The sequence below is a fragment of the Guptibacillus hwajinpoensis genome (genome assembly GCF_001039475.1).
GTDB lineage: Bacteria > Bacillota > Bacilli > Bacillales > Guptibacillaceae > Guptibacillus > Guptibacillus hwajinpoensis.
Genome location: NZ_LELK01000004.1, coordinates 526,754 through 539,552 on the forward strand (window position 1 = coordinate 526,754; position 12,799 = coordinate 539,552).

The window sequence follows — 12,799 nt, forward strand, 5'->3', positions numbered from 1 at the left end:
TTGACTAATGTGGAATAGATTCAACTTTGCTATAGTGATGAAAACAGTGAAAAGGGTGAGAATGTGAGGATTAATCGGACTCGTTTACAGAAGCATCTTGAAAAACTGGCTGAAATCGGAAAGATCGGAGAGACGGGAGTTTGTCGACTAGCTCACTCGAAGGAGGACCGTGAAGCTGTTGAGGTTGTAAAAGGTTGGATGGAAGAAGCGGGGCTCACTACCAAGATCGATGGATTCGGTAATCTAATCGGAAGAATGAAGGGCACGGAGAAAGATAAGCCCATTCTCATGATCGGCTCTCATATCGATTCGCAGCCCTATGGCGGTCGCTTTGATGGGACGGCTGGTGCGCTTGGTGCTATTGAAGTGGTACATACAATGAAAGATAATGCAGTAATACCAAAGCGGACGATCGAAGTGATCTGCTTTTCAGATGAAGAAGGTTCGCGCTTTAACAAAGGTGTTTTTGGTGTTCGAGCACTGGCTGGTTTACTTGAAGAAGGTGAACTTGAGAGGAAAGATAAGAACGGTGTAACAAGAAAAGAAGCGCTGAAAGAATTTGGTGTTGAGCCTGATCTATCCGAGAGCCCTGTTTATCAAAAAGGAGACATTGAAGCTTTCATAGAGCTTCACATTGAACAAGGTCCTGTTCTTGAGTCAAAGAATAAACCGGTCGGTATTGTGTCTGGTATCTCAGGACCGACCTGGCTAACGGTAACGCTAGAAGGATTCGCAGGGCATGCAGGATCTGTTCCAATGCATTTACGAAAAGATGCGATGGTTGGTGCGAGTGAGATCATATCAAAATTTGATCGCCTCATTAAAGAAGAAGGCAAAGATACGACTGTTGGTACAGTCGGGAGCGTACAGGTTTTCCCGAATTCGCGAAACATCATTCCAGAAAAAGTAGAGTTTACAATTGACCTTCGTGACATTGATCTCGAACATCGAACAAAGCTTGAGGAAAAGCTTTATACGATAATTGAGGAAACAACTTCTTCATACAATTTAACTCACACGATTAGTGAAGATACGAGGAGTGAACCGAGGTATTGTGCGGATTGGATTAAAAACATCATGAAAGCTGAAGACAAGGAGCTTGGCTTGGATTCGCCCGTTTTAATGAGTGGGCCTTTTCACGATGCGCTATTTATGTCGTATATCAGTGATTACGGGATGATTTTCGTTCGCTGTGAAAAGGGGATTAGCCATAATCCGCTTGAGTTTGCTGAGATGGATGATATTGAGAAAGGTGTTCAATTGCTTTATCAGACGGCGTTACGCATTGCCCAGGGTGAAAAGGAGTGATTGTAACTTTATTGAAATTGAAGAAAAGCTGATGCGCAATGATAAGCGTCTCAGCTTTTTGATATGCAGTCCTTGGACATTATTGCGTAGGGAGTTTTTCGTATCGAGTGATCCGCTGCTTAATCTCTTCTGGAATAGGTATTGCCTGACTAGATTCTGTATTGTAATTTACCTGCACTACCTCAGCTTCAACAAGAATTTCTTCTCCTCGTGTAATCGTGTGCTGGAGCTGAAAGCTCGTGGTTCCTATTTTGAAAATCCTACAGTGTATATCCAGGAAATCATCTAGCTTAGCTGGCTTATTAAATTCGAGTGTGATTTTCTTAAGGACAGGATCAAAGGTGCGAGATTGGGCTAATGAGAGCATCTGATCATCAAGAATGGTTCGGAAATATTCAGTTGTTGCAATGTCGATGTAAGTAGAATAATGAGCATTAAAAACAATTTTTTGACCATCAATTTCAGAATAACGAACGCGAAGACGGTGGGAAAAACGGTACTTCTGTAACATGAAACACCTCGTTTTTCTTCATGTTAACACAATATTCAGTTTTATTGACGGAATGATAGTCGGTAATCCGAAATTTCCCGGGTAATGTCTAAAGTGAGAGAAGGAAATTCGAGAGATGAAGTGAAAGGTGTAGATACAGCGATTATTACTCAAGGAGTTGGAAAAAGTTGAAGCAAAAGGTCTATATCACAAGAAAATTGCCAGATGAAATTGTCGATAGGATGAGGGAGAAATATGAAGTCAGGATGTGGGAAGAAGAAGAAATCCCTGTACCGCGAGAGGTGTTAGAAAAGGAAATCGAGCAGGTTGATGGGCTACTCTGCTTGTTAACAGAGCAAATGGATCAACCTTTGCTCAAGTACGCTAATAACCTTAAAGTCGTTGCAAATATGGCTGTTGGTTATAACAATATTGATGTTGATGAGGCGAGAGCTAGAGGAGTAGTTGTTACGAATACACCTGGTGTTCTTACTGAAACAACGGCTGATTTAACGTTTGCGTTGCTGATGGCAACCGCTAGAAGAATTCCAGAAGCATCTGAGTATTTGCGGCATGGAAAATGGGAAACATGGTCACCGATGCAATTAACTGGCCAAGACATTCATGGAGCTACTCTAGGAATCATTGGATTAGGACGGATTGGCGAAGCCGTTGCGAGGAGAGCGAAAGGGTTCGATATGAACGTGCTGTATCACAATCGGAGTCGACATCACGAAGCGGAGGAAGCGCAGGGTCTGCAGTATGTTGAGTTTGATGAGCTGTTGAAGGAGTCTGATTTTGTATGTGTCTTAACGCCTCTAACAAAAGAAACGGAAAATATGATTGGGCGAGAACAGCTAGCAAAAATGAAGAAAACGGCTATTCTGGTTAATACCGCTAGAGGTGGAATTGTAAATGAGGACGCGCTTTACGATGCTCTTAAGAATAACGAGATTTGGGCAGCCGGATTGGATGTTTTTGCGAAGGAACCTGTTTCAGTAAAGCATCGACTATTAACGCTACCAAATCTTGTAACATTACCTCATATTGGGAGTGCTAGTATTCAAACAAGAATGAAGATGGCAGAGGTAGCTGCGATGAATATGATGTGCGTGTTGGATGGGGAAGAAGCACCTAATAAAATCCGCGAGTGACAGGCACCACCCGGTTTGTGTCGAACGGTGGAGTATAAAGAGAATATTAAAATAGGCAGAAGAAAAGGGTCACTTTTCCTTCTGCCTATTGCACTTCAATTTAGTTAACGTCAATCAATTGCTCGAAATCCTTCAGCGAATGATAAGGTCTAACGGACTGTCGTCTAATTTCCATGGTGTTGTCGCCTGGTTTCGCGTTCCCTTTATTTATAGTAAACGCCATATCGACGTTTAGTTCATTCAACGCCTGAATCGTAGTATCGTTATAAGCACCATATGGATATGCAAATGCAATCGGATTGCTATCGATTAACTCGATACTTTTTTTAATATCCTCTTTAATGTCTTTTTTTGACTTAGAGATCAGGTAAGGTAGGAGAGTATCCTTTTCTCTTGAATGGTAATCATGTGTGTGACTGGCGTATTCAAAAACATCATTGCCTTCTTTAATTTCACTCCAACTAAGGAATTGATTAAAATCCGTGTTAAAAGGAACAGTTTTCTCTGTTAAGCGTGAAGTGACAAGAAATTCGACAGCGGTAAAGCCGTGATTCTTCAAAACAGGATAGGCGCGAATATAATTATTCTTATGACCATCATCAAAGGTTATGAGGACGCTGTTCTCAGGAACGTGTTTTACTCCCTTAATAAACGATTCAAATTCTTCTAGGGTAATGGTTTGGTATCCTTCTTCATTTAACAAATTCATCTGCTTTTCGAACTCTTCTAACAGTACGACCATGTTGTTCAAATGACCTGAAGGATAATAAAGAGAATCTCGTAAATCATCTTTTTTGAGAATGTGATGATAAGTTAGGACAGGTACTTCCTCAGCGTAATCTGGGATTTCGATTCCGATTTTGCTCAGAGGATTGTCAGGAACTGCGTTCAAACCTCCGAGAATATAGGCGTTGTAGTCTTGTTGATTAAGGTGATTTTTAACGGCTTTATCTTGATTGCTTCCCTTAGGATGAAGGAGGAAGACAGTTGCATCCAACCGATGAGCGAGGCCACCAGCTGTTACAGCATCTGGATAGTCTTCTGTTTCAGCTTTAGAAGAAATCCCTCTTACGAATAGAATGTTTTTACTGGAACTTTCAGTAGTTTTAATTAGCTCGAGATTCGTTTCGAACCGATTTGATCCTTCTATTCTATTCACGATAACGTTATTGTTTTTAAGTTCATCCTCAAGATTTGCACTAACTACTGCATTCCCACCAACAATAGTAATTTCTTTAATAGTCTTAGGTAGTTTAGCAGGTATAGTGTCTTTCGTTGCTAAATAGATTGGTGTTTGGTTAATCGCTGCAGAACTGGATGCTGATAGCGCATCAGCAACGGTTACACCGTTTACAAGATAAGCATGCTCATTTTGATCAAGACCAGCTTCTCGGTTAATTTCGACAGCAGTTTCAAAGCGGTTCTTCCCTTCGATACGTTCTACATCCAGGTTAGCGTCCTGTAATTGAATGATTACGTTATTTGAAATGGCGGTAGTTCCTCCAAGTACATAAACTTTGCTTGTCCCTAAACGCATGATTTCATCAAGCACGTCCTGATGTAGTTTAGAAGGATAGGTAAGGAGAATAGGTGCGTCTTTTACACCTGATAAACCTGCTGCTGAAAGAGCATCGGCAGGCTTATCAGCGCGTGCAAGAATCACGGCTTTTTCTTCGTTATCAACACCATCTGGCCAACCTTTGTTTGCTATTTCAATGGCAGTATGTAAGCGAGTTTCTCCTGCAAGACGATCGACTTGTAGTGTTGCGGCTTCCGCATTGTTAGCTGATAAAATAACTAGATTCATGCATAAAACTACGAGTGCAATAAGTAGGTGCTTTTTCTTCAATTTATCTTAATCCCCCTGAATCGGGTGGTGACAGGCACCACCCGAAATATGTCGAATATCTCTATCTCAATTCTCTCTATCTCACACTAACAATCGCTTCAAAATCATCAATTGAATGATGTGGTCTTACGGAATTACGATGAATCTGTAACATGTCATCTCCTGGTTGAACATTACCCCCTTGAACAGTAAAGGCCATTTCAACTCCAATAGCTTCAAGCGCTTCCATCGTTTCATCATCATAAGCGCCATAAGGGTAGGCGAGTGCGCTTGTGTTACCTATTAAATCAATACTAGCTAGAACGTCTTCTTGTATTTCAGGTAGCGTTTTGGAAATAAGGTAAGCTGTTCCGTCTTCTTCTGAGTTATGAAAGGTATTCGTATGACTAGCAAATTCGAAAACATCACTTGTCGCTTCAATTTCCTCAACGCTTAAGTATTGATTGTGTTCTGAAGTATAAGGCACGGTCTCATCGTCCGTTAAGCTAGTAATTAAAAACTCAACCGCAGTAAACCCATACTGCTTCATAACGGGATAGGCTTCTATGTAATTATTTTTGTAACCATCGTCGAACGTAAGTAACACACTATTTTTAGGTAAAGGAATCTGACCTTCTATGTACTGTTGGAATTCATCAAGTGTTAGTGTGAGGTATTCATGCTCATGTAACCATTTCATCTGCTTCTTAAATTCTTCTAAGACAACGACTGAGTTTACAAGACTACCATCCTCTTTATAATGTCGATCCCTTAGATCCTCCTCTGCAACAATGTGATGATAAGTTAAGACAGGCACTTCCTTAGCAGGAGCTCTTTTTGCTGCCTCTGCGAGTTGTTGTTCTCTAAGTTGTGATTCAAGCTCGTTCGTTTCGGTAACGTTATTCTGTTCTTCATCTGAGTCAGCAGCGTCTACAGTAGCGCTACTCTCCTTCTGAGATAGGTATTTCGAACCGAAATCCCTTTCTTCATTAAATCCGAATCCTACTAAACTCCCGACAATTGCTAGAATTAATAAACCAAATAAGTAAATTTTTTTCAATTCCATCCCCCTTTAAGACTAATCGTTAACCATCCTACCACATTTATGGATTAATTTGGGTGTTAAATTACAAAAAGGTTTCAATATTACTGGGTGATTACAGCGGCGGGTGACAGGCACCACCCGGTTTATGTTGGATATGGTAGAAGAGTGTCGAGAGGTTAGTGTTGACGGCGATAAGGGAGGAGAACTATTCTTAGAGAAAGAGTAGAATAATGCAAGAGGAGATGGAGAGATATGACAGATAACCGACGGTGTAAGATTGGAAAATCGCTACATGAATTTCATTACGTTTTTCTATGGTAAGAAAAACACGGTTATGGCTTCCCAATCACTTTTATCACATCGTTAGCCGAGGGAACCGCAAAGATCTGCTTTTTAAAGATCCCCAAGATTATCGCACATTCTTATACATTCTTCAGCAAGTCTACGAAACACACTCCTTTGAAATAGCTGCCTACTGCTTAATGAACAATCACTTTCATCTTCAACTCCGCTCAAAAGACCAACCCATCTCAAAAATCATGTCACTAGTGAACAAACGCTACGCTACCTATTTTAATTCCCGATACGAGTTAACCGGTCACGTTTTTGAGAAGCGCTATTTTGACGAACCGTTAAATTCGTCAGCAAATATGCTTGAAGTTAGTCGTTATATTCATCTCAATCCTCTTAAAGCAAACCTCGTTCTCCGTCCAGAAGACTATCCGTGGTCGAGCTATCGTTTTTACTTTTCACGTCACAACGGAATCAAGTCTTATATGAATTTATCTCCTTTGGTAGAAGGGTATCCTGGCAGTTATAAAACGAAGTGTAAAAGCTATTGTGATTTTGTGAATGCTAAGAGAAGTGTAGCGTTCGATGAAATTCAGTTATGAACCAAACAAAAAAAGACACCAAATAGATCGGCGCCTTCCTTTAATCAAACGTTTAATTAACTCTATTTCTATTGATAATCCCATACCACTTTGTATTCTCCATCTTCTTTCGCTACAAAAACTTCCTGCACGAGTGAAAAGTTCCCAAACTGATTATGGAAATTTTGCGTGACTTTCATGACGTATACTTTCTTCATAATGACTCCATTTACACCAGATCTCCAGTTTTTCTTCGTTTTCACTTTTCCAACTTTATAAGTAAAAGATGTAGAGCCAATATCTTGTGTGATGAGCTGCGAACGTAGCTGACTGTATTGTTCATCAGAAAATCGATTTTTCATTTCTGTGTGAAAGAGCTGCCAGGATTTCTTGAAATCACCACTTTGTTCATATAGGTAAAATTCTTTTACTGTTGCAGTGGCTTTGGATTTGGGTTGTTGGAGTATGAAGAAAGTGATTGTTCCAGCTAGCAATAACAACACACAGAGGATAACAATTATTTTTGTGTGACCTCCATGCTGACGACTCGTTTTAAAGTGCGACAAGGTTCCTTCCTCCTTGAAGCTTGACTACTAGAAGTGTATGACAACCATAAGTTGTCCCATGCCGCTCGCAAACTATTTGTAAAAAGAAGAGATAGATGCTCTCTACAGGTTGAATACACGGTATAATAGTATAAAAGTCCCGTTCGTTAGAAATGCACCCTGTGTTGGAGGTTGAAAATGAACAATAAATTGTTGTTTCTTATTCCATTTCTTCTAGCTACTGTTGGCTGTAGTGTCAGTGAGTCAGAAGCAACTAGTTCAGAGCCGATTAAAGAAGAGAGTACTGCTAAATCCTCGGAAGTGGAAGCAGAGCTTAGTCATAGTGATCATTTTTGGGAGCTCGTTTATAAAGAGAATATAGAACCCGCAGATCATTCAGAAATGGAACGTCTTATCTCACTCGGTGTAGATATTGATGCGAAAAATGAAGAAGGCACGACTCCTCTTACATATGCCGTCATGAAAAAGGATCCTCAATTAGTAGAATGGATAGTACAAGCAGGAGCAGACGTTCATGAGGGTGTAGAAAACGATCGCCTCCTTGAGTTGGCAGCGAATAATAAAAGTTACGATATCGTCGACCTGTTTTTAAAAATGGGTGCTCATTTTGAAGTTGGGAATGAGAATATGTTAATACAGGCAGTTGAGGCGGAAAACTTAAACCTTATTAAAACTTTACTTCATAACGGATATAGCCCTAACCTGGAAGCTGAATTAGATGGCTCGAAGTCCACGTTACTTAACTATGCCATTGTGGAAGAAAATGAGGATCTTACGACAATGCTTTTGAATGCTGGAGCAAATCCGAACTTTGCTGTTGATAGCGAGAACGAAAGTGCAGTTGTTGTCGCAGTGATAGAGGAGAAATCATCAGAGTTTCTTTCTCTTCTTTTAGCAAGAGGTGGAGATGCTAATGTATACTACAAAAATGCCCCATTACTGTTCGAAGCTATTAAACAAAATAATGTATCCCTCGTGGAAGTGATGCTTATATCTGGTGCTACGCCACCATCATCTAAAGAAAGCGCACAAGCTTTTAAACTTGCAGATGGAGAGGAATATAAAGAAATTACTGACCTTCTTATGCAATACGGTTGGTAATGAACACTTTTTTCCGTCTACCTGTTGGAAAGCCTACGTGGTGCAGTGAGTCTTCTAACTGAAAGACTGTCGGAAACTTTCCTTTTCAGATGTTTCCGAATAATGAAATTTGAATTAATCTTATACACCGTTTCAAACCCCAACTTTTTTAAACTCTCGATCCCCTGTTTATTCTCTTCATCTACCAAAGCGTAAATGAAATAGATTTCTTGTTGAACTAAAAAATCCTCGAACGCTGGTTGAAGAGAACGGGTGATACCTTTTCCCTGATAGTTCTGATCAAGCACAAGATAATCAATTAGAATAAGCTGATTGATTTTGAATCGATAGCAAATAAATCCAGCTATTTTACCATCATCATGACAAACGATAAGTACTTCGCGAGATTGGTCTAGAACACCTTGAATTCGATTAGCTGATACTTCAAAGTTTTCTAGGACAATAGAAATTAACGCAGAATCATCCTTTTTTGGATTTCTTTTCCTAATATACATGCACATTCTCCTTAATAGAATCGTTCACGTGAAAGAAAGAAGAGCTAATGTAGAGTCTACATTAGCTTAATAGTACATTTACTCTGAGTCGTTTGATCTAGACTTCTTCTTATTCTTGCAACGCTTCTTTCTTTTTTTGTTGCTTCCGAATAGATCTTCCACTAAAGTTTGCAAAAATTCCCTCATTGATTATCCTCCCTTAAACGAATTAGAAATGTTTTTCATTTCTTGTTCATCTTACGCATGTTGAGAGGTAACGTTTGGACAAGTACCACTATGAAATGAAAATATGTGAATGGTTCAGGTAGAATTGCCTTGTTTGTGAATACAAATCCACATAAAAAGAGAAGAGACACTTTTGCAATAAAAGCAAATGGTCTCTTCTCCTTTTTCATTCGTGCAAGTTGTTTACTTCTTTTTTAGTACTTCATTCAAGCGATCCGGATAGTTTGTAAACATCCCAGTAACGCCCCAATCCAACAGGCGCTCCATGTCTTCTTTTTCATTTACTGTGTAGGGATGGATGTGTAACCCCGCGTTTCTTACCTGTTGTACATAATCTTCGTCAATTTTCGTGTAAGACATCCCTACACCAACAGCGTACTCGGTTAGTTCATTCAATTCTTCATCTGAGATCGTAGCTTGCTCTTTATAAGAAATCAGTTGAACCAATGGTAGATTCGGGTTAAGATCTTCCATCTTTAGTAGACTTTCTTTACTGAACGATTGAATCAACACTTTGCTTGAGCGTTCGTTAACGCCTGTTAACTTGTACTTTTCTAATACGCGAAGTAGTTCCTTTTCCATGCCTGGGTATACTTCGGGAGATTTTGTTTCAATGTAGTAACGAGCGTCTTTACCAAATGTCTGAATCACTTCTTCAAGCGTTGGCACTTGAAGTCCTTCGTAAGATTTCTTCGCTTTTTCAGGGTATTTCTCATTGAACCAGCTGCCTGCATCAAGTTGTTTAATTTCTTCTAGAGTATAGTCTTTCACAAGGCCTGTCCCGTTTGTTGTACGATCAACAGACTCGTCATGCATCGCAATTAATTCACCGTCTTTTGTCATCTGAAGGTCAATTTCAATGTAGTCGCCTTTCATTTCATCGCCAAGTTTATAAGATGGGATAGTATGCTCAGGTGCATGTCCAGATGCACCGCGATGGGCAACATTCGCTAGCTTATTAGTATTCATTCCTGGCTTGCTTCCCTTCGTATCTGCAGAAGCCAATCCACCTGCAAACATACTACCAATCAAGAACATGCTTAATGATAGAAATGCTATTTTCATTCCGCGTTTCATTGTTATCATCCTTTCAAATCGTCTTTCGAGTAATAGTATATTCGATAGATGTAAACGACGATTTACAAATTACCCAGAGAATTGGGAGTTGCTAAGTTTAAGAGGATAGGGTGGATAGCGATGAAGTCTAGTATCTTAAAGTAGGTAGTAGGACAAATGGTATGAACGGTTGCGGTGCATATTTAGGAGATTCGTCATAAAAACGTTAATGAATTCTACATAATTCGCGGGTGACAGGCATCACCCGATTTATGTCATTTAGTGTCGATGATACTTTGGGTGATGGTTGTACCTCATTTTGTAAGCGATTGACAACTATAAACTAATTTAATATGATAGTAGCAATAACAGAACTTTCTACCGCTATAAAAAATGAGGAGAATGATTTATGAGTGTGACTGTTCTTAACTAATCCACTAATTGGATAGCACCTGTTGTAATGAAAAAAACGTGCCTCTGGGACGTTTAGTTCGTTATGCCAAAACAGGGCAGTTAAGAACAAGCATAAGCGTAGCTAATTTTTATCATTAAGAAAGCTATGACTGGCTTATTCAGTCATAGCTTTTTTGGTGTAGTGGCGGTAGAAAGTCGATTCATACGTTGGATCGATCTGTTTATCATAAGCCACGACGAGCTAAAAAGCTTGTCGTGGCTTTTTTTATTGAGGAGGTAACACATGAATACACAAACGTTTGAAACATTAGAATTTAATCAAATCGTAGAGGACATCAGTTCTTACGCTTTAACAAATAGAGGAAAAGAGTCGATAAGGCAATTGCGACCGTCTACGAATCAGAAGCTGATCGAGAGATGGTTAGAAGAGGTAGAGGAAGGCGTCGCGATCTTAAACGTGAGCGGAAGTGTTCCTTTGCATAGCTTGAACGACATTAGCCTTCTGATCGAACAGGGGAAAAAGGGACTTTTTATTCGAGCAATCCAGTTCTCAGAGGTTCTTTCTTTTCTAGAGCATTGCACGAAACTGAAACGGTTTATGAAGGACAAAGGGACGGTTGCACCAACTATCAGCTTGTATGCTGATTCAATTGAAGATTTAAGCGCATTAGAAGAGACGATTCATTCTGTGATCAAACACGGTCAGATTGATGATTATGCATCGAAAACGCTATTGAAAATCAGAAAGCAGCTTAGTACTAAGAAAGATAAATTGAAGGAACGAATCGAAGCACAGGCGAAGAAATATTCGAATTGGATGCAAGAATCTCGTCCTGTAGAGAAATCCGGTCGGCAAACACTTCCTATAAAGAGAGAGTATCGTAAGAAAATAAATGGTAGTGTCATCGATCAATCCTCTTCAGGTGCAACGCTGTTCATTGAGCCTAAAGAATTAGCGAATATACACGATGAGCTGCAGCTCCTTCACTTACAGGAAGAGCAAGAAGTTGAACAGCTTCTCTACGGTTTAACCGGTGAGGTACTTGCTTATGAAAGGGAGATTAACATTGCCTTAGAAACGATGCATCAATACGATATTATTTTCTCGAAAGCAAAATATAGCAGGAAAATTGATGGGATTACGCCGGCGTTTTCGAATGGTTTTACCATTGATATTAAATCAGCAAGACACCCTTTATTAGGAGAAAAAGCCGTTCCACTAACGTTAAACATGACGGAAACGGATCAAGCACTTCTCATTACCGGTCCGAACACTGGCGGTAAAACAGTGACGTTAAAAACAGTAGGCTTGCTCTGTATGATGGCTCAATCAGGCATTCCAATACCGACCGCAGCAGGAACAGTGTTGCCGATTTTCCAACAGATTTTTGTCGATATTGGTGATGGTCAGAGTCTTGAAGAGAACTTGAGTACGTTTAGTTCACGGCTCGTTAATCTGATCGCCATTCTGCGAAAAGCAAACGATCACTCCTTGCTTCTTCTAGATGAAATCGGCTCTGGTACTGATCCAGGTGAGGGAATGGGACTTGCGACGGCCATTCTTGATCAGCTTGCAGGCAAGGGTTCGACCATTCTTGCGACAACACATTATAGTGAGATGAAGCAGTATGCTAACGAAAAGTCTGGCTTTATTAATGGAGCAATGGAATTCGATTTAGAAACGCTGCAGCCGACTTATCAATTATTGCTTGATACGACAGGGAAGAGTCAGGCATTTGCGATCGCGCATAAGCTTGGCCTACACCCTGACATACTAAGAAAAGCGAGTATGATCACATACAACAAAGAGCAGCAGTTTGAGGTTGAGAGGGAATTGTTAGCAACGACCGATTATCAGCAGCAGGTAGCGGTCAATCGGTACGGAAGGAAAAAAGAAAAGAAGGAAGAGAAAGCGGACATCGCTTCGTATGAGCAGGGTGACAATGTCATCATCCAAGCGACGGAAGAGATGGGAATTGTGTATAAAGGACCCGATGATTTAGGAAACTATATTGTTCAAGTTCAAGGTGAGAAGAAGACTTACAATCATAAACGCCTCCGTCTTCATATTTCAGCATACGAACTCTATCCAGAGGATTACGATTTCGATATTATCTTTAAGTCGAAGGACTATCGAAAAACGAAAAAGTTGATGGGGAGAAAGTATTTGGAAGGTTTGACGTTGGATGAAGAAGAGTGATTGGAGCGTGTGCTGAAATAAAATAAAATGAACCCCCATTCCACTA

Annotated in this window: 11 protein-coding genes; 5 read left to right on the forward strand and 6 right to left on the reverse strand. The window is 40.1% G+C overall.

The features are described 5' to 3' along the window. The first annotated feature begins 63 nt into the window (after positions 1-63). Positions 64-1,308: a M20 family metallo-hydrolase gene (locus tag AB986_RS12980; protein WP_048311546.1), complete on the forward strand. Its 1,245-nt coding sequence runs from the start codon at positions 64-66 to the stop codon at positions 1,306-1,308. A 79-nt stretch (positions 1,309-1,387) separates the two neighbouring features. Here AB986_RS12980 and AB986_RS12985 read toward each other — a convergent pair whose 3' ends face one another. Continuing rightward, on the reverse strand, positions 1,388-1,819 hold the full coding sequence (locus AB986_RS12985; protein WP_048311547.1) for an acyl-CoA thioesterase: 432 nt from the start codon (positions 1,817-1,819) through the stop codon (positions 1,388-1,390). A 167-nt stretch (positions 1,820-1,986) separates the two neighbouring features. On the opposite strand from AB986_RS12985, the gene AB986_RS12990 reads away from it, so the two are divergent. Next, positions 1,987-2,952 carry a 2-hydroxyacid dehydrogenase gene (locus AB986_RS12990; protein ID WP_048311548.1) on the forward strand — a complete coding sequence of 322 codons (966 nt, stop codon included), beginning with the start codon at positions 1,987-1,989 and terminating at the stop codon, positions 2,950-2,952. 100 nt (positions 2,953-3,052) lie between these two features. On the opposite strand, the gene AB986_RS21230 is transcribed toward AB986_RS12990, so the two are convergent. Both AB986_RS21230 and AB986_RS13000 read right to left on the reverse strand, forming a co-directional pair. Continuing rightward, positions 3,053-4,801 carry a cell wall-binding repeat-containing protein gene (locus AB986_RS21230; RefSeq protein WP_053216176.1) on the reverse strand — a complete coding sequence of 583 codons (1,749 nt, stop codon included), beginning with the start codon at positions 4,799-4,801 and terminating at the stop codon, positions 3,053-3,055. Between the two features lie 76 nt (positions 4,802-4,877). Continuing rightward, positions 4,878-5,840, reverse strand: a complete 963-nt coding sequence (locus tag AB986_RS13000) for a polysaccharide deacetylase family protein (protein ID WP_053216177.1) — start codon at positions 5,838-5,840, stop codon at positions 4,878-4,880. A 299-nt stretch (positions 5,841-6,139) separates the two neighbouring features. On the opposite strand from AB986_RS13000, the gene AB986_RS13005 reads away from it, so the two are divergent. Next, positions 6,140-6,718, forward strand: coding sequence for an REP-associated tyrosine transposase (locus AB986_RS13005; protein ID WP_048311549.1), 579 nt, complete (start codon positions 6,140-6,142; stop codon positions 6,716-6,718). Between the two features lie 68 nt (positions 6,719-6,786). Here AB986_RS13005 and AB986_RS13010 read toward each other — a convergent pair whose 3' ends face one another. After that, a complete protein-coding gene (locus AB986_RS13010) occupies positions 6,787-7,263 on the reverse strand; it encodes a hypothetical protein (RefSeq protein ID WP_053216178.1) in 477 nt (158 codons plus the stop codon). Positions 7,264-7,440: 177 nt separating this feature from the next. On the opposite strand from AB986_RS13010, the gene AB986_RS13015 reads away from it, so the two are divergent. Further along, positions 7,441-8,364 carry an ankyrin repeat domain-containing protein gene (locus AB986_RS13015; protein ID WP_048311550.1) on the forward strand — a complete coding sequence of 308 codons (924 nt, stop codon included), beginning with the start codon at positions 7,441-7,443 and terminating at the stop codon, positions 8,362-8,364. Positions 8,365-8,381: 17 nt separating this feature from the next. On the opposite strand, the gene AB986_RS13020 is transcribed toward AB986_RS13015, so the two are convergent. Together AB986_RS13020 and AB986_RS13025 are read right to left on the reverse strand one after the other, a co-directional pair. Continuing rightward, positions 8,382-8,858 (reverse strand): GNAT family N-acetyltransferase, encoded by a 477-nt coding sequence (locus AB986_RS13020; protein ID WP_048311551.1) that lies wholly within the window; start codon positions 8,856-8,858, stop codon positions 8,382-8,384. Between the two features lie 408 nt (positions 8,859-9,266). Continuing rightward, on the reverse strand, positions 9,267-10,160 hold the full coding sequence (locus AB986_RS13025) for a glycerophosphodiester phosphodiesterase (protein WP_053216179.1): 894 nt from the start codon (positions 10,158-10,160) through the stop codon (positions 9,267-9,269). A 676-nt stretch (positions 10,161-10,836) separates the two neighbouring features. On the opposite strand from AB986_RS13025, the gene AB986_RS13030 reads away from it, so the two are divergent. Then, positions 10,837-12,753, forward strand: a complete 1,917-nt coding sequence (locus AB986_RS13030) for an endonuclease MutS2 (RefSeq protein WP_048311552.1) — start codon at positions 10,837-10,839, stop codon at positions 12,751-12,753. Positions 12,754-12,799 lie beyond the last annotated feature (46 nt).